Here is a 26,156-nt window from a genome sequence, read left to right on the forward strand (position 1 = left end):
TATGAAAATCAGAATCGATATTCCGCATCATCCTTATGATATTCAGATTGAAAAAGGTTGTCTAGCTCAGGCTGGTCAATGGTTGCGAGAACTCTGGCAACCTCAAAAAGTGGTTATTGTAACCGACAACCATGTAGCTTCTCTCTATGCAGAGAAGGTTAAACTCAGCCTAGAAGATGCTGATTTTCAGGTAGCTGTTTTTGACTTTTTAGAAGGCGAAGAACGAAAAAATTTAACGACTGTTCAGAAAGTCTATGAATTTTTAGTCAAGCAAGGTCTGACTCGTAGCGATGGGATCGTGGCTCTTGGTGGTGGTGTCGTTGGGGACCTGGCTGGTTTTGTGGCCTCTACCTATATGCGGGGCATTCACTTTGTTCAGATTCCGACTAGTTTGACTGCCCAGGTTGATTCTTCTATCGGTGGAAAGACAGGTGTCAATACTCCTTTTGCTAAGAATATGGTGGGAACTTTTGCCCAACCAGATGGGGTTCTGATTGATCCGCTTGTCCTTGAAACTCTTGGGAAAAGAGAGCTGATTGAAGGGATGGGTGAGGTTATCAAGTACGGTTTGATTGAGGATCCAGAACTGTGGGCTCTCTTAACGGAGCTAGATGGTTCTGTAGAGAGCATTCTGGAACATGCAGAGACTTTGATTGAACATTCTTGTCAAGTTAAGCGCAAGATGGTAGTTGAGGATGAGTTGGATAATGGTGTTCGCCTTTACCTCAATTTTGGGCACACTATTGGTCATGCCATTGAAGCAACGGCTGGTTATGGAAAGGTCATGCATGGAGAAGCTGTGGCCATGGGAATGGTGCAGATTTCAAAGGTTGCTGAGGGAAAAGGCCTTATGCCAGCTGGCATAACTCAGTCCATTACAGCTATGTGTCAGAAATTTGGCTTGCCAGTTGATTATGAAAACTGGGATGTTGACAAGCTTTATCAGGCTTTGACTCATGACAAGAAGGCACGTGGCAACACCTTGAAATTGGTCTTGGTACCAGAGCTTGGTTCAGCGACCATTCACCCAGTTTCTCTGGAAGAGATGAAAGACTACTTGGTAAAATAAGGAGAACGAATGAGATATTTAACTGCAGGAGAATCACACGGTCCCCGTTTGACGGCAATTATTGAAGGAATTCCAGCGGGCCTTCCTTTAACAGTAGAGGACATCAATGAGGACCTTAAACGCCGTCAGGGTGGCTACGGTCGTGGTGGTCGTATGAAGATTGAGAGTGACCAGGTTATCTTTACTTCGGGCGTTCGTCACGGGAAGACGACAGGGGCTCCTATTACCATGGATGTTATCAATAAGGACCACCAGAAATGGCTGGATATCATGTCTGCTGAGGACATTGAAGACCGACTTAAAAGCAAGCGGAAAATCACTCATCCTCGTCCAGGACATGCCGATTTGGTTGGGGGGATCAAGTACCGTTTTGATGATTTGCGAAATTCTTTGGAACGTTCATCAGCTCGTGAAACAACCATGCGGGTGGCAGTTGGGGCAGTAGCCAAACGCCTATTGGCTGAGCTTGATATGGAGATTGCCAACCATGTCGTGGTCTTTGGTGGCAAGGAAATAGATGTACCTGAAAATCTGACAGTGGCCGAGATTAAGGAACGAGCTGCCCAGTCTGAAGTTTCTATTGTTAACCAAGAGCGGGAACAGGAAATCAAGGACTATATTGACCAAATCAAGCGTGATGGTGATACTATCGGTGGAGTTGTGGAGACAGTCGTCGGAGGCGTTCCAGTTGGTCTTGGCTCTTATGTCCAATGGGACAAAAAATTAGATGCGCGATTGGCCCAAGCAGTTGTCTCTATCAATGCCTTTAAAGGAGTGGAATTTGGTCTTGGGTTTGAGGCTGGTTACCGAAAAGGTAGCCAGGTTATGGATGAAATTCTCTGGTCAAAAGAAGACGGCTATACTCGTCGTACCAATAATCTAGGTGGTTTCGAAGGTGGTATGACCAATGGGCAACCTATCGTTGTTCGAGGTGTCATGAAACCCATTCCCACCCTTTATAAACCACTTATGAGTGTGGATATCGAGACTCACGAACCCTATAAGGCAACTGTAGAGAGAAGTGATCCAACTGCTCTTCCAGCAGCAGGTGTGGTCATGGAAGCCGTTGTAGCAACAGTTCTAGCACAAGAAATTCTTGAAAAATTCTCATCAGATAATCTTGAGGAATTAAAAGAGGCAGTTGACAAGCACCGAGACTATACAAAGAACTATTAAGGAGTCTTTATGGCAAAAACCATCTATATCGCAGGTCTCGGTTTGATTGGTGCTTCGATGGCGCTCGGTATCAAGCGTGATCATCCGGATTATGAAATTTTAGGTTATAATCGCAGTCAGGCTTCGAGAGACATTGCCTTGGAGCGAGGAATGATAGACCGTGCAACGGATGATTTTGCCAGTTTTGCTCCTCTGGCTGATGTCATCATTCTGACCTTGCCAATCAAGCAGACCATTGCATTTATCCAGGAGTTGGCAACTATAGACTTGAAAGAAGGCGTCATTATCTCAGATGCTGGTTCGACCAAGTCAGCCATTGTGGAAGCAGCTGAGCAGTATTTGGCTGGTAAGCCTGTTCGCTTTGTTGGGGCCCATCCAATGGCTGGTAGCCACAAGACAGGAGCTGCATCTGCTGATGTTAATCTCTTTGAAAATGCCTACTATATCTTTACTCCATCGAGTTTGACCACTCCAGAAACTCTTTCAGAAATGAAGGACCTACTTTCTGGTCTCCATGCTCGCTTCATTGAAATTGATGCTAAGGAGCACGATCGAGTAACTTCACAGATTAGCCATTTTCCCCATATCTTGGCATCAGGTCTCATGGAGCAGACAGCTGTCTATGCTCAAGAACATGAGATGACAAGGCGCTTTGCGGCGGGTGGTTTTCGAGATATGACACGGATTGCAGAGAGTGAACCAGGTATGTGGACCTCTATTCTCTTGTCCAATCGCGAGACCATCCTAGAGCGGATTGAGGATTTCAAGGAGCGCCTAGATGAGATTGGTCAGGCTATTAGCAGGGGGGAAGAAGAGCATATTTGGAACTTTTTCAACCAAGCGCGTGAGCAACGTCAGGCCATGGAAATCCATAAGCGTGGTGGTGTGGATAGCTCTTACGACCTCTATGTTGACGTTCCCGATGAAGAAGATGTTATCTTGCGGATTTTGGAATTGCTACGTGGTACTTCCTTGGTCAATATCCACATTAATGAAGAAAACCGTGAGGATGTTCACGGGATTCTCCAAATTTCCTTTAAAAATGCTCAGGATCTGGAACGAGCTGAGCGCTTAATTTCAGAAAATACGGACTACACAGTCGTCATCAAATAAGGAGAAAATCATGTCAAATATTTACGATAGTGCAAATGAACTCAGTCGCGGTCTTCGCGAATTACCAGAATACAAGGCGGTCAAGGCGGCAAAAGATGCCATTCAAGCAGATGAACAAGCCAGCAAGATTTTTGCAGATTACCTTGCCTTCCAGCAAGAAATCCAAGTCATGGCGCAAACGGGACAAATGCCAGACGCCTCTTTCCAAGAAAGGATGCAGTCTTTCAGTAAGCAAATCCAAGAGAACGCTCTTTTGTCAGATTTCTTTACCAAACAGCAACAATTGTCCATTTACCTTTCAGACATTGAAAAAATTGTCTTTGAGCCTGTTTCAGAATTGTTGAAATAGTATTTTATCTGTATAAAAGCCAGAAATTTCAGGAATTTCTGGCTTTTTTGTGATAAAATAAGAAAAAGTATTGCAAGTATGAGGTCAACTATGAAACTAAAAACAAACATTCGCCACTTACATGGCAGTATCCGAGTTCCAGGTGACAAGTCTATCAGTCACCGTTCGATTATTTTTGGAAGTTTGGCTGAGGGAGAAACCAAGGTATATGATATTTTGCGTGGAGAGGATGTACTTTCAACCATGCAGGTTTTTCGTGACCTTGGTGTTGAAATTGAGGACAAAGATGGGGTTATTACCATTAAAGGTGTTGGAATGGATGGCTTAAAAGCTCCGCAAAATGCCTTGGATATGGGTAATTCTGGCACCTCGATTCGCCTGATTTCAGGTGTCCTTGCTGGTGCGGATTTTGAAGTAGAGATGTTTGGAGATGATAGTCTTTCTAAACGTCCTATGGATCGTGTGACGATTCCACTGAAAAAAATGGGCGTTAGCATTTCAGGGCAAACAGAGCGAGACCTGCCCCCTCTTCACTTAAAAGGGATGAAAAACCTAACACCTATTCACTATGAGTTGCCAATCGCCTCTGCGCAAGTCAAGTCTGCCTTGATATTTGCAGCCTTGCAGGCTCAGGGGGAGTCCGTTATTATCGAGAAAGAATGTACTCGTAACCACACCGAAGATATGTTGCAACAATTTGGTGGCCATTTAAGTGTGGATGGTAAGAAAATCACAGTTCAAGGACCACAAAGACTGACCGGACAAAAGGTAGTTGTTCCAGGAGATATTTCCAGTGCAGCCTTTTGGTTGGTCGCAGGTTTGATTGTTCCAAACTCTCGTGTAGTGTTGCAGAATGTTGGTATTAACGAAACGCGTACCGGTATTATTGATGTCATTCGTGCCATGGGAGGAAGATTGGAAATAACTGAAATTGACCCAGTTGCTAAATCAGCAACCTTGACTGTCGAGTCTTCATACCTGAAAGGAACAGAGATTGGTGGAGCCTTGATTCCCCGCTTGATTGATGAATTGCCCATTATTGCCCTTCTAGCGACGCAAGCCCAAGGTGTAACAGTTATTAAGGATGCTGAGGAACTCAAGGTCAAGGAAACAGACCGCATTCAAGTGGTAGCGGATGCTTTAAATAGTATGGGCGCGGAAATCACACCTACGGCAGATGGAATGATTATCAAGGGGAAATCATCCCTTCATGGTGCTAGAGTCAATACGTTTGGTGACCATCGTATCGGAATGATGACAACTATCGCAGCCCTCTTGGTTGCAGATGGAGAAGTGGAACTTGACCGTGCAGAAGCCATCAATACCAGTTATCCTAGCTTCTTTGATGATTTGGAGAATCTGATTCATGGCTAAAGTATTACTCGGATTTATGGGGGCTGGCAAATCGACAATCGCTAGAGGATTGGACCCAGATTACCTTGATATGGATGCCTTGATTGAGAAGCGCTTGGGTATGTCTATTGCGGAATTTTTCGCTGAAAAAGGAGAAGCGGCCTTTCGTCAAATAGAGTCAGAAGTCCTAGCGGACTTACTAAAAACGGACCGAGTTGTGTCAACTGGTGGAGGAATAGTCGTTTGTCAGAGAAATCGTGACTTGCTCAAACAAAATCCTGATAACATTTATCTGAAAGCAGATTTTGAAACCCTTTACCAACGTATTTCAGCTGATAAGGACAATCAACGGCCACTTTTTCTCAACAAGAGCAAGGAAGAGTTGCGAGAGATTTTTCAAGAAAGACAGGATTGGTATGAGGAAGTAGCCAGTCGAGTTCTAGATGTGACCAAGCTAAGCCTAGAGGAAATTATAAAGGAACTGAGATGAAAATTGCCTATCTAGGTCCTAAGGGATCTTTTTCGCACCACGTCGTGCAGACTGCTTTTCCTAATGAGGAATTACAAGCCTTTGCCAATATCACAGATGTTATCAAGGCCTATGAACAAGGCTTGGTGGACTATTCGGTGGTGCCAGTTGAAAACTCCATTGAGGGAAGTGTGCATGAAAGCTTGGACTATCTTTTTCATCAGGCGGACATTCAGGCTGTTGCAGAAATAGTACAACCCATTCACCAGCAACTGATGGCAGTTCCTGGTCATACTAAGATTGAAAAGATTTTTTCTCATCCTCAGGCTTTGGCCCAAGGAAAGAAATTCATAGAGGAGCATTATCCCAAAGCCCAGCTTGAAGTGACGGCAAGCACAGCCTATGCAGCCCGCTTTATCGCTGAACATCCAGACCAGCCTTTTGCGGCTATTGCGCCTAGAAATTCAGCTAGAGAGTATGGTTTGGAATTGATAGCAGAAGATATCCAAGAAATGGAAGCCAACTTCACTCGTTTTTGGGTATTAGGGTCTGAGATTCCCACTATCCATATGCAATCACAAACTGAAAAAATGAGTTTGGCCTTAACCTTACCGGATAACCTTCCTGGTGCCCTTTACAAGGCTCTTTCAACCTTTGCTTGGCGAGGTATTGATTTAACCAAGATAGAAAGTCGTCCCCTCAAAACGGCACTAGGTGAGTACTTTTTCATCATCGATGTGGATTATAGTGCGAAAGAGCTGGTTCATTTTGCCAGACAAGAACTAGAAACAATTGGGATCCAGTACAAGATACTGGGAACCTACCCTATTTTCACTATTAGGGATTTAGGAAAGGAGAGCCTATGAGCAAAGAAAGCCCCTTAAGTCATCATGAGCAGTTACGTTATGACTATCTCTTTAAGAATTTTCATTACCTCAATGACCGTGAACGGAGGGAGTTTGATTACCTGCAGCAAAAGATGACAGGACCCAAGCAAGAAGTTCACCCTTCCTACCAAGAAGAAAAAGAAGAGACTTGGAGTAGTGATATTGATCTTCCGACTTATGGAAATAGAAGTCGGGCTAAGAAACGGGAGAAGGTAGCTCCTCTACCTAAAGTCAAAAAGAAAAAAAGAAGATTTCGCTTTAAACGAATACTGACTTGGTTCTTGCTATTGATAACTTGCCTTGCTGTAGGGATGATTTTCATGTTTCTTCGAGGATTTCAGTCGGCAGCCAATCCAAGCAATAAGCCAGCTGATGCCAAGGCAGCACAAGTAGAAGTCTTTAACGGTCAGGATACCAAAGATGGCGTGAATATCCTAATCATGGGGACAGATGGCCGTATCGGTCAAAATAGTGCAGAAACCCGTACCGACACGATTATGGTACTGAATGTCAGTGGATCAGATAAGAAAATCAAACTAGTCAGCTTTATGCGTGACAACTTGGTTTATATTGACGGGTATAGTAAGATTGTAAATGGCCAGAAACAAACAGATAACAAACTTAATGTTGCCTATGAACTTGGGGAACAAGAAGGGCAAAAAGGGGCAGAAATGGTCCGCAAGGTTCTAAAAGATAATTTTGACTTGGATATCAAGTACTACGCCTTAGTTGACTTTCAGGCTTTTGCAACAGCTATTGACACCCTTTTCCCTGAAGGAGTGACTATCGATGCTCAATTTTCAACTCTGAATGGTCAACCTCTGACAGAAGCCACAGTCGGAGACGACCTTCATGCAACAGAAACAGAGTCGCCAACTCAAACCATCAAAGTTGGAAAACAGCAAATGAATGGTTCTACCTTACTCAACTATGCCCGCTTCCGTGATGATGATGAAGGAGACTACGGACGTACCAAACGTCAGCAACAAGTCATGTCAGCCGTTCTTGAGCAAATCAAAGATCCAACCAAACTCTTTACAGGATCTGAGGCGCTTGGGAAAGTCTTTGCGATGACTTCGACCAATTTACCCTATAGCTTCTTGTTGACCAATGGTTTATCTGTCATAGAAGGCGCTCAGAATGGTATCGAAAGATTAACTGTTCCCGAACTTGGTGACTGGGTAGATGACTACGATGTTTATGGAGGGCAGGCTCTCCTTGTCGACCAAAATAAATACAAGACAAAACTCGCCCAAATGGGAATGAGATAGAATACTATAAAAAAATCAAAGTTTGAATCACCAGTGAAAAAGTGGTTTAGGCTTTGATTTTTCTTAGTATCTGATGGATTTTTAGGGCTTTTTTATGGTATAATAAAACGATATAACTCGTTATTGGACAGAAGAGGAGAGACATGAGTGATTTGAAAGCGATTCAGGCTCGTAGTCTGGAAATGGCTGAATATTTCGTCGCATTTTGTAAAGAACATGATTTGTTGTGCTATCTTTGTGGTGGAGGGGCTATTGGTGCCCTTCGGAACAAGGGCTTCATTCCTTGGGATGATGATCTAGACTTTTTTATGCCTCGCAAGGACTATGAAAAATTAGCAGAACTATGGCCTCGTTATGCAGATGAGCGTTATTTCTTGTCAAAGAGTAACAAAGATTTTGTAGACCGTAACCTTTTTATTACCATTCGTGATAAGGAAACCACTTGTATCAAGCCTTATCAGAAGGATTTGGATTTGCCACACGGTTTGGCCTTGGATGTTTTACCTTTAGATTATTATCCTAAAAATCCAGCTGAGCGTAAGAAACAAGTTCGTTGGGCCCTGATTTATTCACTCTTTTGTGCGCAAACTATCCCAGAAAAGCATGGTGCAGTCATGAAATGGGGAAGTCGTATCTTACTCGGCCTGACTCCAAAATCTCTACGTTATCGCATTTGGAAAAAAGCTGAAAAAGAAATGACCAAGTATGGTCTGGCTGAGAGCGATGGAATTACGGAATTATGCTCAGGTCCTGGCTACATGCGAAACAAATACCCAATCGCATCTTTTGAAGACAATCTATTCTTGCCATTTGAAGGAACTGAGATGCCCATTCCAGTCGGTTATGATGCCTATCTCAGCACTGCTTTTGGGGACTATATGACACCGCCACCAGAGGACAAGCAAGTACCGCATCATGATGCCATTATAGCAGACATGGACAAGAGCTACACAGAGTACAAGGGAGAATATGGAGCATGATGGGAGAAAAAATAAGCGTTATCGTTCCAGTCTATAATGTAGAAGCCTATTTGGAGCGATGTGTGGAGTCGATTCTTCAACAGACTTATGCCCATTTTGAGTTAATCCTAATCAATGATGGTTCTACTGATTCCAGTGGACAGATCTGTGATCACTTAGCGTCTCAGTATGAGAATATCAAGGTTTATCATATCGAAAATGCTGGTGTTTCAAATGCTAGAAATATGGGAATTCAGCTAGCAACGGGTTCTTGGGTTACCTTTATTGATAGCGATGATTTCGTTACCCAGGATTACCTAGCTACTTTAGCAAGTGCAGCTGAAGGGTTGAATGTAGGCTTTGTAATTGCTCCTCTGCACCATATCAAAAACGGAATTGTAACAGACCTACCTTCACATTCAGGAAAAACAGAACTCTGGTCAACAGAAGAAACCATGAAGGAACTACTGATGACTACCAGAACATCATTTTTTCCAGTTGCAAAACTGTTTAAGAGAGACCTGCTTGCGGATGAAAAGTTTAATACCAATTATCACCTAGCTGAAGATGCTCTATTTTTAACTGAATTGCTACTAAAGACAAGATGCAGTTGCGTATTTATTGACAAACCTGTTTATTATTATGATCATCGTGAGGGAAGTGCAACAACATCTGTTAATCGACATGTATTTGACACGATAGAAGTTTATCAGCAAATAATTGCTCAAGTTTCACAAGTCTTTCCTAATTTAAAATACGAATTAATAAATAGAGAATGTTGGTCGTACATCACAGTTTACGATAAAATTATCTTTACTTCACGTGAAGAGTATCAAAAGGAGAAATCCGAGCTGAGGACTTGGATTGTTCAGCATCGACACGAAATATGGAAGGATGCTTATTTCACTACTTTTCGCAAGGTAGCGATCCTATCACTTGTCATTTCTCCATGGCTATATAAGAAAATTGTTGGATTGAAAAACTAATATCATGAGAAGGAGTTGAAAATGAATTTTTCAAAAATGGATGAATACTTTGAAAAATCAAAACTATGGATTGCGTATCTATTTGTTTTCATTTCGATTTTAAGTATGAGTTCACTGGTTTATAAGATAGCAAATCCCCTTTACAAGGGATTATCAGCGATTGTAGTGCTTTATATTTGCTATACCTTATTGTTTAAGTGGAAAGAAATCACAGCAGATCGCAAATTTCTATCCTTATTTGGACTCTTAGCTGGAAGTCATCTGCTATCAGCTGTTTTCAATCGCTCTGGACATCTGATTGGAAATGTGATTGAAATCCTCTTCATGGTAACCTATGTTTTATTATTTACCATGTTACAATCAGGGCAACTTAAAAAATTATTTGACTGGATTGCCTATACGGTTCAAATTGTATCTTTTTCTTCAGCAATTTTTGCGTTTGGTTTATTGATAAGTAGAGTCCTTATCCTATTTAAGATTGGCGAACAATCTTATTACTATGGTGTCATGAATGGACGTCTGTGGGGAATTGTCAATCCTAATGCTAGTGCGATATTTTCATATATTAGCATTATTTTGGCTATGTATTTGATCCATAAAGGAAGTAAATATTCTGTTTATCTTAAACTGAATAATGTGATTCAATTCGTTTACTTTGCTACGATGCAAAGTCGAGGAGCCTTACTTTCTTTACTTCTCATGATTGGACTCTATAGTTTCTTTGCTACTAGAGGAAGTATCGTTAAACGATTCCTCACTTTTATAGTTGCTGGTTTGCTGATTACTGCAACTAATATTGGATTAAGCTATGTAACTTCAATCTATATCTCATCTGAAACAGCGACTGTCTTAGATTTAAACAAAGGACAATCCTATGCTGAGACAGATTCGTCTGTCACTAAGAAGAACGGTGAGCTCCATCTGATCGAGACAACACCAAGTGGTAGAACCTATATCTGGAAAAATGCCATCAAGATGGGAAGCGCCAAACCAATTTTTGGTTATGGTGTACGAAATGTTCCAGATTACTACACAGAATATTTCAGTAAATTTGAGATTCAAAACTCCCTTATTGGTGGGAATTTCCATAACATTTTTGTGACCATATTTGTCAGTTCGGGAGTTCTAGGTTTGGTATCCTTCCTTCTTGTACTGGCTTATGTCATCAAGCGCTTTTTAACGTATTTGATTGTTTCCAAGAAAAATACTGATAAATTGATCATGATCCTATTCTTTGGTATCTTGTTTGGTCAATTATTTGAAAGTCAGATTATGTATTCAACCAACTTTATTAATATCATCTTCTGGCTAGCGATTGGCTATGGACTCGTAGTCTGCAAACGGGATGAAGGAGTTCGGTACCAAGAAGTAACAGATGTCAATGAAATTCAACAGATGGAACTTGGAATCATGGAGTATATTCATGAAGTTTGTCAGAAAATTGGTGTCAAGTATTTCTTAGCATATGGAAGTCTAATTGGTGCTGTTCGCCATCAAGGATTTATCCCTTGGGATGATGACATGGATATCTGCATGTTACGAGAAGATTATGAAAAGTTGCAAGACTACCTTATCGCTAACCCTGATAAACGTTACGAGGTCATGTCTTATAAAAATAATCTCAACTATGTCTATCCCTTCATGAAAGTGCAGGATAACCATACCTACTTGCTGGAAGAAGATGTTCGCATCGATTCGAATATGGGAATCTATGTAGATATTTTCCCTGTAGATGGCTACGAGGATGACGTAGAATTTAAAAACAAGATGACGAAACTGATAAAGAAACGTCAATTGAGTTGCTACACCTTTAAAGGCATTACCAATACGAAAAGTGTACTGAATTCACTGCTACGCTATGTGTCAGTTATTATTTTCTATTTCACCAATACGAACAAATACGTTGCCCAGATTGAAGAGCTTGCAAAATCCCGTAAAGTCTCAGATTATGAGCAAGTGGATTATCTTATCTACAAGGATATGAACAAACCAGTGTGGAGACGTGAATGGCTGGAACAAGTTACTACTGGAATATTTGAAGGTATTGAATTTACCATTCCGAAAAATTATCATGAAATTTTGACCTCAGACTACGGAGACTATATGCAATTGCCACCGGTTGAACAAAGAGTATCTCATCATGATTTTAAATTGTGGAAGATTGTTAAAAGGTCTAAATAACGAACAGGATTGGGATTAAGAAACGTTTAAAAATATAGTCAAATTTAGGAGAATAAAACCTATGTCTGAAAGAACTTTAACTCTTGAAGAAATCAAACAAGTAGAATTGGATATTTTAAAGTATCTACATGAGCTTTGTGAACAACATCAAATCAAATACTTTGTTGATTTTGGAACCTTACTAGGAGCTGTACGCCATAAAGGATTCATCCCTTGGGATGATGATACAGATATTTCCTTAGCGCGTGATGAATTTGAAAAATTGTATAAGGTTTTACAAAATGAAAATCATCCCTACTATAAATTGATTTCATTCAGAGAAACAAAGGGATATCCATACAGTTATATGAGAGTCTATGATGTAAGGACACGTCGAGATGCTAACCTCGTAGACCCAACGGTCGTATTGGGAACTTGCGTTGACATTTTTCCATATGATGGTGTCGTAACACAGGAAAATGACCGTAAGAAAATGAAACTCTACAAATATTTCGTTCGCCTTTCTTCTTTGAATTTTAAAGGGATCAAGTCTGAGAATGGTGGACTTAAAAACCTCCCTCGTTATATGGGATCAGCTATTTTCCGCTTAACTTCTCCACAGCTATGGAATCAAAAATTAGAGAGCCTTGCTTTGAAGTATAGTGTAGATCAAGCAACAGATCTCACTTGTACTATCTATGACCCTTATTATCCCAATGGTATAAAAAAAGAATGGCTCTATGATTTGATTGATATGCCTTATGAAAACATTGTGGTCAAGGTTCCGAGAAAATACCATGAAATACTTGTCTACGAATTTGGAGAAAACTATATGACTCCACCGCCTATTGAGCAACAAGTCCCAGGAGGGGATAAAAACTACTGGATTAATTAGATTAGTAAAAGTTGCTTAATGTTAAGATAAAGGAGTTTTCAAGGTGAAAAATAAATGGTTATTAAAATCAGTCAGCTATAGTGTTCTCGCATTCTTTCTATTACTGATTCAGTTATCGCAAGGAGTAGATGCAGATACCATCTCTGCAGGTTCGGGCAATCGTATCCATTTCATAAATACTAAAGCAAAATCTGGGAGTGATGCCATCCTTCTGGAAAGCAATGGTCACTATGCTTTGATTGATATGGGTGAAGACTATGATTTCCCTGATGGGAGTGACCCACGCTATCCAAGCCGCTGGGGAATTTCCATGAGAAATTATCAAGTATTGGAGGATCGATTGATTCGCCACTTGGATCAAATAGGTGTAAAAAAATTAGATTTTATTATAGGCACTCATGTTCATAGTGACCATATTGGTGGAGCAGACGAAATACTCAATCGATATCAAGTCGGTAAGTTTTATTTGAAAAAATATTCAGATGATCGGATCACAGCAAACTGGGGACTATGGGATAATCTTTTCAATTATGATAATGCTTTGAGAGCAGCTCAAAAACGAGGAGTTACTCTTATCCAGAATATTTCAGATGAGGATAGCCACCTAAAATTAGGTGATATGGATATCCAACTCTACAACTATAAGAATGAATATGATGCTGACGGGAATCTGAAAAAAGTTCGAGATGATAACTCCAACTCCATTGTTTCAGTAGTGACTGTGGCAGGAAAGAGAATCTATCTTGGTGGAGATTTGGATAATGCCGAAGGAGCAGAAGATAAGTTAGGTCCAGTCATCGGCAAGGTTGATATGATGAAATGGAACCACCATTATGATGCGACAATTTCAAATACGATTAATTTCCTTGAAAACTTATCACCAAAAATGATTATTCAGACAACTGGTGGAGATATTAATGTTGCTTCAACCAGAGAATACCTTCAGAAGAAAAATATTCAGGTTCTTCATGCTGCTAGCCAAACTCAAGACGCTACCGTTTTTGATATTAGCGATAAAGGATTTGCAAATGTTTCAAATTCCTTCCCTAATATCCCTGTAGTTGACGAAAAATGGTATCAAGAAGATGGTTATTGGAAATATCGTTTGACTGACGGAGAAATGGCTATCGGCTGGAGAGAGATTGGCGGAGCCACTTATTTCTTTAATGGAAAAGGACAAATGCAAGCAGGTCGCTGGCTTCACCTTAACGACGACTGGGGAGAAAATGCCAATGGGAATGATTACTATCTGAACCAAAATGGTAAAATGCAAACTGGTGGTTGGTTCAAACTAGATGACTCTTGGTATTATATCCAATCAAATGGTGCTAGACGATTTAGCGAGCTCTCTGAAATTGGAGGGAAAAAGTATCTCTTTGCTGCAGATGGGAAGATGCTAACAGGACACCAAGTCTATAATGGCAAGAAGATGTTCTTTAGCGAAAGTGGTGCACTCCAAACAGCAGGTAAGCCTTCAACATGGCAAAAGATTGATTCAAATTGGTATTTCTATGATGAGGATGGGCTAAAGACCATCGGTAAAAAGAATATCAATGGAAGCACATACTACTTTAATCAAGAAGGTATCATGCAAACTGGCTGGGCATTTGTTGATGGTCACTGGAACTATTTTGCAAGTTCTGGAGCTATGAAAACCGGCTGGGTCAAGGATCAGGAAACATGGTATTATCTGGATAAAGATGGCATCATGTTAACTGGCAGACAAGATATAAATGGTGTTCGTTACTATTTGAATGCTAGTGGTGCCATGCAGACTGGATGGAAGTGGCAAGACAATAGCTGGTACTTCTATACGAACTCAGGTGCTATGAAAACTGGTTGGTTGAAAGATAAAGAATCATGGTATTATTTGGATCCAGAAACAGGTATTATGGCTGTAGGATCTAAAGAGATTGACGGTAAGAACTATTTCTTCAGCTCAGCAGGTACTATGCAAGTTGGATGGCAGTGGTCAAATGATTCTTGGCATTACTACGCTACGTCGGGCGCACTCCAAACTGGTTGGTTGAAAGATGGTGATGCCTGGTATTATCTTGAAGGTAAGGAAGGCGTTATGTTAGTCGGCCTCCATCAAGTAGATGGTAAGCAATATTACTTTAGCAAATCTGGAGCCATGCAAACTGGCTGGAAATGGTTTGATAATCATTACCGTTACTTTGAATCAAATGGAGCCATGAAAACTGGTTGGATAAAAGACAAAGGCGTCTGGTATTATCTAAATCCTGAAGATGGCATCATGTTGGTTGGCCTTCATAAAGTAAATGGTGATCATTATTACTTTGATGAATCAGGAGCTATGCAGACAGGTTGGAAACAGCTTGATGGTAATTGGTACTATTTCCAAGCTGATGGTTCTTTGTTGAAGAACGCAACAACACCTGATGGTTACAAAGTAAACGAAGAAGGTATCTGGAAACAGGCTGTTGCTGCTGTAAATAGCGAGGCAGTCAAGCCAGAACAGAAACAAGAAGCTAATTCCTCTATTGTTGAACAACCTAAACAAGATTCAAATCTAGAAGCCAACGCTTCTGAAAAGAAAGAAAAAGAATAAAGAAGAAATCCCCTACTGGCAACTAATTTATCAGTAGGGGATTTTTTTAATTTCGTTTTAATTTAGCAAGTACAAGGTTCAGTGCATAGTGGAGTGTTTTGTCTTTGGTAATAAAGAGGGTCAAGAGGTAATAGATACCACAAGTTGCTACGGTAGACAGAACCATGAGAATCATATTGAAGTTTACTGTGTAAGAATTGATTTGGAAAATCATCTTAAAAATATAGAAGATTGGGATAAAACCAAGGGATATAATGCTATAACGTGTTAAGGTTATAAAAATTTCTTTTAAACTAATCAGTTGGTGTTTCTTGATAAAATGAATTTCAAGTAAAACAACGATAGTTTCTGCGATAATGGTCGTAGTGATGTAATACTCAGGTGCAAAAATATTATTGAAATACAAGATGCTATTTAATAGTATATTGGCACCACCACCAAGGAAGTAGAAGGCAGTTAAGCGATTTTCATGATCGTTGATAAAGATAATCTGTTTACCAAGAATCAACTCAATAGCCCAAATGATGGTACGAAAAGCGAAGACGCTAGTTACGATACCCGCTTCAAGATATTTTTCAGAAGAATAAATAACAGTTGCGTACCGTCCCAATATCATAATCCCGATACTAGTTGGAACCATAAGGAAATAGAATAAGGATGCCGCTTGATTCACGAGATAATTATAGGACTTGTAATCCTTTTTACCGAGATAGTAGCCAAGGCGTGGAATACTGACGTTGATAGCTCCACTCAAGACACTGGCAATCAGCATGACGATACTATAGGCAATTGTATAGTAGGAAATATAGTTCTCATCCGGTCCCTTGGTGATAAACATTCTATCTAGCAAGGTATAAAGCATATTAGCGTTTGCTAAGAGAAGCATAGTAAAGAGTGGTTTAGAAGCTTTAGCTAATTCGACGAAACCAATCTTAACAAAAGAAACTTCTCTCTTAATCCAAAGAAAACTGAGCAGGTAGTTGAGGATAGTGGTCGCTGTCATAACGATAGCATAAGGAACGATATCATCTGCCGTTTTAACGAAGGCGAAGATAGCGACCAGCATGGTAATTCGAATAATTAATGTTTTATAGAGGATGAAGGCATAGTTTTCATAAGCCTCGTTCATCCATTCGATATTGAGAAATTGGAAGAGTGCTTGAGCCCCTAGGATGTAGTAGAGAACTTTCAGATTCTCAATGCTGGTGTCAAAGAAGATAATGAGGAAGTAGATACCTGTCGTCAGGAGAGAGGTAAAAACCGAGATATAAAACAACTTAGAAAAGACGTAGTTGATTTTATTCTTGTCATCCTTGACCTTACTAATAGCTCGAATCCCGTAGTTGTATATTCCAAAGGCAGCTAGTGGAATAACAAAACTTGCCCAGGTATTGGCTGTATTGAAATAACCGTAATTGGATTTGCTGAGAATCCGCGTCAGATAAGGATTGGTTATCAGTGGAAAAACGATATTGAGAATATTGACCAGCAAGCTGGCCAAGGCATTTACTTTTATATTTTTCATTGAACTTTCTTTCTTAAATCTAAAATCATATCTAGTATTATATCACATTCTCGCTTCATTCTTTTGATAAAATCGTAAAAATCTAGTATAATAGATAGACTGAAAGTATGAGGTTACTAGATATGAAGATGAAACAAATTAGTGATACAACACTGAAAATCACAATGACTTTAGATGATTTGATGGACCGAGGAATGGAGATTGCAGACTTTCTCGTTCCTCAGGAAAAAACTGAAGAGTTTTTCTATGCTATTTTAGATGAGTTAGAGATGCCAGACAATTTCTTGGATAGTGGCATGCTGAGTTTCCGCGTGACGCCAAAACCTGATAAGGTGGACGTCTTTGTGACCAAGTCCAAGATTGACCAGAATCTGGATTTTGAAGATTTGGCGGATCTACCAGACATGGAAGAATTAGCCCAAATGTCGCCGGATGAATTTCTCAAAACCTTGGAAAAGAGCATTGCAGATAAAACCAAGGACGATATTGAGGCCATCCAATCTCTAGAGCAGGTCGAAGCAAAGGAAGAAGAGCAAGAGCAGGCAGACAAGGAGACTGAGAGTAAGAAAGAACCTTATATCTACTATATCCTGCGCTTTGTAAGCCTTGCTGACTTAGTTGCTTTTGCAAAGACGGTTAACTACCAGATGGAAACCTCTGAACTCTATAAGATGAATGGACACTATTATTTGACAATCTTAGTCGATGTAGAAAATCATCCAAGTCCATATCCAGCCTGGCTCTTGGCTCGTATGCGTGAGTTTGCAGACGACAGTGACATCAGTCGTTCAGTCTTGCAAGAGTATGGGCAAATCTTGATCAATCACGATGCAGTTCTCGGTCTGCAAAAGATTCGTTCATAATTTTTAAAATCAATTTTCATTTATCAAGAAAGACGAATCATGGGATTCGTTTTTTCTTTATCAGACTGAAATAGTGATTTACTATAATAGGAATTTTCACAAAATTCTGTTATAATGGCTATATCAGAAAATTTCTAGGAGACAAACATGACAGTTAAAATTGCTTTACTTGGATTTGGTACCGTTGCAAGTGGTGTGCCATTCCTACTAAAGGAAAATGGAGAAAAAATCGTTCAGTCAGCTCATTCTGAGATTGAAGTAGCAAAGGTATTGGTCAAGGATGAAGATGAAAAGAATCGCTTGCTTGCAGCAGGAAATGACTTTAACTTTGTAACCAATGTAGATGATATTTTAGCAGACAAGGACATTACTATCGTAGTGGAATTGATGGGGCGTATCGAACCAGCTAAGACCTTTATCACTCGTGCCTTAGAAGCTGGGAAACACGTTGTTACTGCTAACAAGGACCTTTTGGCTGTTCATGGTGCAGAATTGTTAGAAATCGCTAAAGAGCATAATGTAGCACTATACTACGAAGCAGCAGTAGCTGGTGGTATTCCCATTCTTCGTACTCTAGCAAATTCATTGGCTTCTGATAAAATAACGCGCGTTCTTGGTGTCGTTAACGGAACTTCTAACTTCATGATGACCAAGATGGTCGAAGAAGGCTGGTCTTACGATGATGCTCTGGCTGAAGCACAAAGATTAGGTTTTGCAGAAAGCGATCCTACAAATGACGTGGATGGGATTGATGCAGCCTACAAGATGGTGATTTTGAGCCAGTTTGCTTTTGGTATGAAGGTTGCCTTTGACGATGTAGCCCACAAGGGAATCCGCAACATCACACCAGAAGACGTAGCTGTAGCCCAAGACCTTGGCTATGTAGTGAAATTGGTTGGTTCTATCGAGGAAACTCCTTCAGGTATTGCTGCAGAAGTGACTCCAACCTTCCTTCCTAAAGCACATCCACTTGCCAGTGTGAATGGGGTAATGAACGCAGTCTTTGTAGAATCTATCGGTATCGGTGAGTCTATGTATTACGGACCAGGTGCGGGTCAAAAACCAACTGCAACAAGTGTTGTAGCGGACATTGTCCGTATCGTTCGTCGTTTGAATGATGGTACCATTGGCAAAGACTTCAACGAATATAGCCGTGACTTGGTCTTGGCAAATCCAGAAGATGTTAAAGCAAACTACTATTTCTCAATCTTGGCTCCAGACTCAAAAGGGCAGGTCTTGAAATTGGCTGAGATTTTCAACGCTCAAGATATTTCCTTCAAGCAAATCCTCCAAGATAGTAAAGAGGGTGACAAGGCGCGTGTCGTCATTATTACACATAAGATCAATAAAGCACAACTTGAGAATGTTTCAGCTGAGTTGGCCAAAGCTTCAGAATTTGACCTCTTGAATACCTTCAAGGTGTTAGGAGAATAGGATGAAGATTATTGTACCTGCAACCAGTGCCAATATTGGGCCAGGTTTTGATTCGGTCGGTGTAGCTGTAACCAAGTATCTTCAAATTGAGGTCTGTGAAGAACGGGATGAGTGGTTGATTGAACACCAGATTGGTAAATGGATTCCCCATGACGAGCGTAATCTTTTGCTTAAGATTGCCTTGCAAATTGCGCCTGACTTGCAACCGAGACGTTTGAAAATGACCAGCGATGTTCCCTTGGCGCGTGGTTTGGGTTCTTCTAGCTCTGTTATCGTTGCTGGGATTGAACTGGCTAACCAACTGGGCAATCTCAACTTATCTAACCACGACAAATTGCAGTTGGCTACCAAGATTGAAGGGCATCCTGACAATGTGGCTCCAGCTATCTATGGAAATCTTGTTATTGCGAGTTCCGTTGAAGGTCAAGTCTCTGCTATCGTAGCAGACTTCCCAGAATGTGATTTTCTAGCTTACATTCCTAACTATGAATTGCGCACTCGAGACAGCCGTGGTGTCCTTCCTAAGAAATTGTCCTACAAGGAAGCTGTTGCAGCCAGTTCTATCGCCAATATAGCCGTTGCAGCCTTGTTAGCAGGAGACATGGTGACTGCTGGCCAAGCGATTGAGGGAGACCTCTTCCACGAGCGTTATCGTCAAAGTCTGGTCCGTGAATTTGCGACGATTAAGCAAGTAGCTAAAGAGAATGGTGCCTATGCAACCTACCTTTCCGGTGCTGGACCGACAGTTATGGTCTTGGCTTCTCACGACAAGATGCCGAAGATTAAGGCAGAATTGCAAAAGCAGTCTTTCAAAGGCAAACTGCATGACTTGAAAGTTGATACGCAAGGTGTCCGTGTCGAAGCAAAATAAAGAATAGAAGATAGGATGGGGAAACTCTCGACCAGAGGGCTTCCTGTCCTTTTTTTGAAAAGAAGTTTATACTCAATGAAAAATCAAAGAGCAAACTAGGAAGCTAGCCGCAGGTTGCTCAAAGCATGGTTTTGAGGTTGTAGATGAAACTGACGAAGTAAGCTCAAAATACTGTTTTGAGGTTGCAAATGTAAGCTGACGTGGTTTGAAGAGATTTTCGAAGAGTATTAGTTAAAAACTTGATAAAGGAGAAATAAAGATGGCAGAAATTTATCTAGCAGGTGGTTGTTTTTGGGGCCTAGAGGAGTATTTTTCACGAATTTCTGGAGTGCTAGCGACCAGTGTTGGCTATGCTAATGGGCAAGTCGAAACGACCAATTACCAGCTACTCAAGGAAACAGACCATGCAGAGACGGTTCAAGTGATTTATGATGAGAAAGCAGTGTCACTCAGAGAGATTTTGCTTTATTATTTCCGTGTTATTGATCCCTTGTCTATTAACCAACAAGGGAATGACCGTGGTCGCCAATATCGAACGGGAATCTATTATCAGGATGAAGCAGACTTGCCAGCTATCTACACAGTGGTGCAGGAGCAGGAGCGTATACTGGGTCGAAAGATTGCAGTAGAGGTGGAGAAACTTCGCCACTACATTTTAGCAGAAGACTACCATCAAGACTATCTCAAGAAAAATCCTTCAGGTTATTGTCATATCGATGTGACGGATGCTGAGAAGCCATTGATTGATGCCTCTAACTATGAAAAGCCTAGTCAAGAGGTGTTAAAGGAAAACCTAACCGAAGAATCCTACCGAGTAACGCAAGAAGCTGCTACAGAGGCGCCGTTTAGTAATGCTTATGACCAAACTTTTGAAGAAGGGATTTATGTAGATATCACGACAGGGGAGCCACTCTTTTTTGCTAAGGATAAGTTTGCCTCAGGTTGTGGTTGGCCAAGTTTTAGTCGTCCGATTTCTAAGGAATTGATTCACTATTACAAGGATTTGAGCCATGGAATGGAGCGAATCGAGGTTCGTTCTCGGTCAGGAAATGCTCACTTGGGTCATGTCTTTACAGATGGACCACAGGAATTAGGTGGCCTCCGTTACTGTATCAATTCTGCTTCCTTACGCTTTATAGCCAAGGATGAGATGGAAAAAGCAGGATATGGCTATCTATTACCTTACTTAAACAAATAAAACTGAGAGGGTGGGGCTTCCCACTTTCTTCATTTCCAGAATAAGAATAGAAGGGATCTATGAAACACTTACTATCTTACTTCAAACCCTATATCAAAGAATCCATTTTAGCCCCCTTGTTCAAGTTGCTAGAAGCTGTTTTTGAGCTCTTAGTTCCCATGGTGATTGCTGGGATTGTTGACCAATCCTTGCCCCAGAGAGATCAAGGGCATCTCTGGATGCAGATTGGCCTGCTCCTTATCTTTGCAGTGATTGGCGTTTTAGTGGCCTTGATTGCTCAATTCTATTCAGCAAAGGCAGCGGTAGGTTTTGCCAAGGAATTGACAAACGACCTCTATCGTCATATTCTTTCCTTACCCAAGGACAGCAGAGATCGTTTGACAACTTCTAGCTTGGTGACTCGCTTGACTTCGGATACTTACCAGATTCAGACTGGTATCAATCAATTCCTGCGTCTCTTTTTGAGAGCGCCTATTATCGTTTTTGGAGCCATTTTTATGGCCTATCGCATCTCGGCTGAGCTGACTTTCTGGTTCTTAGTTATGGTTGTCATTTTGACGATTGTCATTGTCGGTCTCTCTCGACTGGTCAATCCTCTCTACAGCAGTCTCAGAAAGAAAACGGATCAGCTGGTTCAGGAAACGCGCCAGCAATTACAAGGCATGCGAGTTATTCGTGCTTTTGGTCAGGAAAAACGAGAGTTACAGATTTTTCAAACCCTTAACCAAGTTTATGCTAGATTGCAAGAAAAGACGGGTTTCTGGTCTAGTTTGTTAACACCTCTGACTTATCTGATTGTCAATGGAACTCTTCTCGTCATCATCTGGCAGGGCTATATTTCAATTCAAGGAGGTTTACTCAGTCAAGGTGCCCTGATTGCCCTTATCAACTATCTCTTACAGATTTTGGTGGAATTGGTTAAGCTCGCCATGCTGATAAATTCTCTCAACCAGTCCTATATCTCAGCCAAGAGAATTGAGGAAGTTTTTACCGAAGCTCCAGAAGATATTTTTTCAGAATTAGAAGAAAAGCAAGCTACCGGTGATCGGGTTTTGCAAGTCAAAGAATTAACCTTTACCTATCCTGATGCGGCCCAGCCTTCTCTGAGAAACATTTCCTTTGATATGAATCAAGGGCAGATCCTTGGTATCATTGGGGGAACTGGTTCAGGTAAATCAAGCTTGGTGCAAGTCTTACTTGGTCTTTATCCAGCAGACAAGGGGAGCATTGATCTTTATCGAGATGGATGTAGTCCTCGTAATTTGGAGCAGTGGCGGTCTTGGATTGCCTACGTGCCCCAAAGGGTCGAACTCTTTAAAGGAACTATTCGTTCCAACTTGACTCTAGGTTTCAATCGAGAAGTATCTGACCAGGAACTATGGCAGGCCTTGGAGATTGCGCAAGCTAAGGATTTTGTCAGTGAAAAGGAAGGACTTTTGGATGCCCTAGTTGAGGGAGGAGGGCGAAATTTCTCAGGCGGACAAAAACAAAGGCTATCTATTGCCCGAGCAGTCTTGCGACAAGCTCCATTTCTCATCCTAGATGATGCGACCTCGGCCCTCGACACCATCACTGAGTCCAAGCTCTTGAAAGCAATTCGAGAAAACTTACCTAACACGAGCTTAATCTTGATTTCTCAACGGACTTCGACACTTCAGATGGCTGACCAGATTCTCCTCTTGGAAAAAGGTGAGCTCCTAGCTGTTGGCAAGCACGAGGACTTGATGAAAACTAGCCAAGTCTATCGCGAAATCAACGCATCTCAAAATGGAAAGGAGGACTAGCATGAGACGACAAACCGCAAACCAGACGCTCAAACGTTTGGCCATAGATTTAGCAAGCCATCCCTTCCTCCTTTTCCTAGCCTTTCTAGGAACTATTGCCCAAGTTGGCTTATCAATTTACCTACCTATTCTGATTGGACAGGTCATTGACCAAGTTCTAGTGGCTGGTTCTTCACCAGTTTTTTGGCAGATTTTTATCCAGATGATCTTGGTGGTCATAGGAAATACTCTGGTACAATGGGCCAATCCTCTTCTTTATAATCGTCTAATCTTCTCTTATACCAAAGACTTGCGAGAGCGAATCATTCATAAGCTCCATCGTTTACCGATTGCTTTTGTGGATCGGCAGGGTAGTGGAGAGATGGTCAGTCGTGTGACCACAGACATAGAACAGTTGGCAGCTGGCTTGACCATGATTTTCAATCAATTTTTCATTGGTGTTTTGATGATTTTGGTTAGTATTCTAGCCATGCTCCAAATTCACCTTCTCATGACCCTCTTGGTCTTGCTGTTGACGCCCCTGTCCATGGTGATTTCACGCTTTATTGCCAAACGGTCCTATCATCTCTTTCAGAAGCAAACAGAGACCAGGGGGATTCAGACTCAGTTGATTGAAGAATCACTTAGCCAGCAGACTATTATCCAGTCCTTCAATGCTCAAACAGAGTTTATCAAAAAACTGCATGAGGCGAATGCCAACTACGCAGGTTATTCTCAGTCAGCTATCTTTTATTCATCAACGGTTAATCCTTCGACTCGCTTTGTTAATGCACTCATCTATGCTCTTCTTGCTGGAGTGGGAGCCTATCGTATCATGATGGGGTCCACCTTGACCATCGGACGTTTAGTGACTTTTTTGAATTACGTCCAACAGTACACCAAGCCCTTTAATGATATTTCTTCTGTTTTAGCCGAGTTGCAAAGTGCTCTCGCTTGTGCAGAGCGCGTCTATGCTGTATTAGAAAGTCCTGAGGTTGCTGAAACAGGTAAAGAAGTCTTGACCAGTGACCAAGTCAAGGGCGCCATTTCCTTTAAGCATGTTTCTTTTGGATACAATCCTGAAAGGATCTTGATTAAGGATTTGTCTATCGATATCCCAGCTGGTAGCAAGGTAGCCATCGTTGGTCCAACAGGTGCTGGTAAGTCAACTCTCATCAATCTCCTCATGCGTTTTTATCCTATTAACTCGGGAGATATCTTGTTAGACGGTCGTTCTATTTACGATTATACCCGAGCATCATTGAGACAGCAGTTTGGCATGGTGCTCCAAGAAACTTGGCTCAAGCAAGTGACCATTCATGACAATATTGCCTTTGGAAATCCTGATGCCAGTAGGGAGCAGGTGATTGCTGCTGCAAAGGCAGCCAATGCAGACTTTTTCATCCAACAGTTGCCACAGGGATACGATACCAAGTTGGAAAATGCAGGAGAATCCCTCTCTGTTGGGCAAGCCCAGCTCTTGACCATTGCCCGAGTCTTTCTAGCTATCCCCAAGATTCTTATCTTAGACGAGGCAACTTCCTCCATCGATACACGGACAGAAGTGCTAGTTCAGGATGCTTTTGCCAAACTCATGAAGGGGCGCACAAGCTTTATCATTGCTCACCGTTTGTCAACCATTCAGGATGCGGATTTGATTCTCGTCTTGGTAGATGGTGACATTGTTGAGTATGGGAACCATCATGACCTCATAGCTAGAAAGGGCAAGTATTACCAAATGCAAAAAGCAGCAGCTTTTAGCTCTGAATAATCCTTTCTATTTTGCAATTATTATGGAAAAAAAGTTGCCTTCGGGTGACTTTTTTGTTACAATAGCTAGAAAAATCAGGGTCTTAGAAGGAGAAAACAATGAAAGTCTATCAGCATGTAAATATCGTGACTTGTGACCAAGATTTCCATGTTTATCTGGATGGTATCTTAGCCGTTAAGGACTCTCAAATCGTCTATGTCGGCCAAGAGGAGCCAGATATTTTAGAGCAAGCTGAGCAGATTATAGACTATCAGGGAGCCTGGATCATGCCTGGTTTGGTCAATTGCCATACCCATTCTGCTATGACAGGTTTGCGAGGGATTCGGGATGATAGCAATCTCCATGAATGGCTCAATGACTATATCTGGCCAGCAGAAGCAGGCTTTACTCCTGACATGACTACCAAGTCGGTCAAAGAGGCTCTGACGGAGATGCTCCAGTCAGGGACAACAAGCTTCAACGATATGTATAATCCCAATGGTGTGGATATTGAGCAAATTTATCAGGCAGTTAAGGCTTCCAAGATGCGTTGTTATTTCTCACCGACCCTCTTTTCTTCAGAGGCAGAAACAACTGCTGAGACTATAAGTAGAACACGAGCCATTATAGAGGAAATCTTAGGATATGAAAATCCAAATTTCAAAGTTATGGTAGCCCCACATTCTCCATATAGCTGTAGTAGAGACTTGCTGGAAGCGAGCTTAGATATGGCAAAAGAGCTGGACATTCCTATCCATATTCATGTGGCGGAGACCAAGGAGGAATCAGGAATTATCCTGAAACGATACGGCAAACGCTCTCTCGCCTTTCTAGAAGAACTAGGTTACTTAGATCATCCGTCTGTCTTTGCTCATGGGGTCGAATTAAACGAGAGAGAAATTGAACGCTTGGCAACTTCTCATGTGGCTATCGCCCATAATCCTATCAGTAATCTTAAATTGGCCTCAGGGATCGCTCCCATCATCCAACTGCAAAAAGCAGGAGTAGCAGTGGGGATTGCGACAGACTCGGTTGCTTCCAATAATAATCTAGATATGTTCGAGGAAGGACGGACAGCAGCCCTTCTTCAAAAGATGAAAAGTGGAGATGCCAGCCAATTTCCTATCGAAACAGCCCTTAAGGCACTGACAATCGAAGGAGCTAAGGTTCTAGGAATGGAAAAGCAGATAGGAAGCCTAGAAGTTGGCAAGCAAGCGGATTTTCTGGTCATTCAACCACAAGGAAAAATCCATCTTCAACCTCAGAATAATATGCTCTCTCATCTGGTTTATGCTGTCAAATCCAGTGATGTTGATGATGTTTATATCGCTGGAGAACAGGTGGTTAAGCAAGGCAAAGTTTTGACAGTAGAGATTTAAAAAAATTTAAAAAAAGTTTGCAAAAATCTTGCATTCTTTTTTTGTCTATGCTATACTTATATACGGTTTGAAAAAACTGCCTAAGACAGTAGGGGAGCTCGACTCGTAAATATC

21 protein-coding genes and 1 other annotated feature (1 of these 22 only partly in view) are annotated in these 26,156 nt (G+C 41.3%); of the genes, 20 read left to right on the forward strand and 1 reads right to left on the reverse strand.

Going from position 1 to position 26,156, the window contains the following annotated elements; genetic code table 11:
* Position 1 precedes the first annotated feature (1 nt).
* The 13 genes from aroB to M1F65_RS01540 all read left to right on the forward strand — a co-directional run bounded on the left by aroB (position 2) and on the right by M1F65_RS01540 (position 15,259).
* Entirely contained in the window at positions 2-1,069 is a 1,068-nt protein-coding gene (aroB, locus tag M1F65_RS01480; RefSeq protein ID WP_042902122.1) for a 3-dehydroquinate synthase, read from the forward strand.
* A 9-nt stretch (positions 1,070-1,078) separates the two neighbouring features.
* Positions 1,079-2,245, forward strand: a complete 1,167-nt coding sequence (aroC, locus tag M1F65_RS01485; RefSeq protein ID WP_247925332.1) for a chorismate synthase — start codon at positions 1,079-1,081, stop codon at positions 2,243-2,245.
* Positions 2,246-2,254: 9 nt separating this feature from the next.
* Positions 2,255-3,358, forward strand: coding sequence for a prephenate dehydrogenase (locus M1F65_RS01490; RefSeq protein WP_042902124.1), 1,104 nt, complete (start codon positions 2,255-2,257; stop codon positions 3,356-3,358).
* A 10-nt stretch (positions 3,359-3,368) separates the two neighbouring features.
* Positions 3,369-3,707, forward strand: a complete 339-nt coding sequence (locus M1F65_RS01495; protein ID WP_042902125.1) for a YlbF/YmcA family competence regulator — start codon at positions 3,369-3,371, stop codon at positions 3,705-3,707.
* Positions 3,708-3,797: 90 nt separating this feature from the next.
* A complete protein-coding gene (gene aroA, locus M1F65_RS01500; RefSeq protein WP_247925333.1) occupies positions 3,798-5,081 on the forward strand; it encodes a 3-phosphoshikimate 1-carboxyvinyltransferase in 1,284 nt (427 codons plus the stop codon).
* Positions 5,074-5,550: a shikimate kinase gene (locus M1F65_RS01505; protein WP_247925334.1), complete on the forward strand. Its 477-nt coding sequence runs from the start codon at positions 5,074-5,076 to the stop codon at positions 5,548-5,550. The genes aroA and M1F65_RS01505 overlap by 8 nt, the downstream gene beginning before the upstream one ends.
* Positions 5,547-6,395, forward strand: a complete 849-nt coding sequence (pheA, locus tag M1F65_RS01510) for a prephenate dehydratase (protein WP_247925335.1) — start codon at positions 5,547-5,549, stop codon at positions 6,393-6,395. Before M1F65_RS01505 ends, pheA begins: the two co-directional genes overlap by 4 nt.
* On the forward strand, positions 6,392-7,687 hold the full coding sequence (locus M1F65_RS01515; protein WP_247925336.1) for an LCP family protein: 1,296 nt from the start codon (positions 6,392-6,394) through the stop codon (positions 7,685-7,687). The genes pheA and M1F65_RS01515 overlap by 4 nt, the downstream gene beginning before the upstream one ends.
* A gap of 143 nt (positions 7,688-7,830) precedes the next feature.
* The gene (locus M1F65_RS01520; protein WP_198464574.1) at positions 7,831-8,667 is read left to right on the forward strand and encodes a LicD family protein; all 837 of its coding nucleotides are present in this window, start codon (positions 7,831-7,833) and stop codon (positions 8,665-8,667) included.
* Positions 8,664-9,632: a glycosyltransferase family 2 protein gene (locus tag M1F65_RS01525; protein ID WP_247925337.1), complete on the forward strand. Its 969-nt coding sequence runs from the start codon at positions 8,664-8,666 to the stop codon at positions 9,630-9,632. The genes M1F65_RS01520 and M1F65_RS01525 overlap by 4 nt, the downstream gene beginning before the upstream one ends.
* Before the next feature lie 21 nt (positions 9,633-9,653).
* A complete protein-coding gene (locus M1F65_RS01530; protein ID WP_247925338.1) occupies positions 9,654-11,813 on the forward strand; it encodes a LicD family protein in 2,160 nt (719 codons plus the stop codon).
* A gap of 61 nt (positions 11,814-11,874) precedes the next feature.
* Positions 11,875-12,687: a LicD family protein gene (locus M1F65_RS01535; RefSeq protein ID WP_247925339.1), complete on the forward strand. Its 813-nt coding sequence runs from the start codon at positions 11,875-11,877 to the stop codon at positions 12,685-12,687.
* Between the two features lie 43 nt (positions 12,688-12,730).
* Positions 12,731-15,259, forward strand: coding sequence for an MBL fold metallo-hydrolase (locus M1F65_RS01540; protein WP_247925340.1), 2,529 nt, complete (start codon positions 12,731-12,733; stop codon positions 15,257-15,259).
* 46 nt (positions 15,260-15,305) lie between these two features.
* Here the strand turns inward: M1F65_RS01540 and M1F65_RS01545 are convergent, their stop codons facing one another.
* Complete coding sequence (locus M1F65_RS01545) at positions 15,306-16,784, reverse strand: oligosaccharide flippase family protein (protein WP_042902135.1); 1,479 nt, start codon at positions 16,782-16,784, stop codon at positions 15,306-15,308.
* A gap of 122 nt (positions 16,785-16,906) precedes the next feature.
* On the opposite strand from M1F65_RS01545, the gene mecA reads away from it, so the two are divergent.
* The 7 genes from mecA to M1F65_RS01580 all read left to right on the forward strand — a co-directional run bounded on the left by mecA (position 16,907) and on the right by M1F65_RS01580 (position 26,042).
* Positions 16,907-17,647, forward strand: a complete 741-nt coding sequence (gene mecA / locus M1F65_RS01550; protein ID WP_042902136.1) for an adaptor protein MecA — start codon at positions 16,907-16,909, stop codon at positions 17,645-17,647.
* Between the two features lie 147 nt (positions 17,648-17,794).
* Positions 17,795-19,081 carry a homoserine dehydrogenase gene (locus M1F65_RS01555; RefSeq protein WP_042902137.1) on the forward strand — a complete coding sequence of 429 codons (1,287 nt, stop codon included), beginning with the start codon at positions 17,795-17,797 and terminating at the stop codon, positions 19,079-19,081.
* Position 19,082: 1 nt separating this feature from the next.
* Positions 19,083-19,952, forward strand: coding sequence for a homoserine kinase (gene thrB / locus M1F65_RS01560; RefSeq protein ID WP_042902138.1), 870 nt, complete (start codon positions 19,083-19,085; stop codon positions 19,950-19,952).
* Between the two features lie 259 nt (positions 19,953-20,211).
* A complete protein-coding gene (msrB, locus tag M1F65_RS01565; RefSeq protein WP_042902139.1) occupies positions 20,212-21,150 on the forward strand; it encodes a peptide-methionine (R)-S-oxide reductase MsrB in 939 nt (312 codons plus the stop codon).
* Between the two features lie 59 nt (positions 21,151-21,209).
* On the forward strand, positions 21,210-22,934 hold the full coding sequence (locus M1F65_RS01570) for an ABC transporter ATP-binding protein (RefSeq protein WP_247925341.1): 1,725 nt from the start codon (positions 21,210-21,212) through the stop codon (positions 22,932-22,934).
* Position 22,935: 1 nt separating this feature from the next.
* On the forward strand, positions 22,936-24,684 hold the full coding sequence (locus tag M1F65_RS01575; protein WP_247925342.1) for an ABC transporter ATP-binding protein: 1,749 nt from the start codon (positions 22,936-22,938) through the stop codon (positions 24,682-24,684).
* 98 nt (positions 24,685-24,782) lie between these two features.
* Positions 24,783-26,042 carry a TRZ/ATZ family protein gene (locus M1F65_RS01580; RefSeq protein ID WP_247925343.1) on the forward strand — a complete coding sequence of 420 codons (1,260 nt, stop codon included), beginning with the start codon at positions 24,783-24,785 and terminating at the stop codon, positions 26,040-26,042.
* A gap of 61 nt (positions 26,043-26,103) precedes the next feature.
* Positions 26,104-26,156: a sequence feature (ribosomal protein L10 leader region), on the forward strand; it runs 83 nt beyond the window's last position.

This window comes from Streptococcus oralis, from assembly GCF_023109195.1.
GTDB lineage: Bacteria > Bacillota > Bacilli > Lactobacillales > Streptococcaceae > Streptococcus > Streptococcus oralis_BV.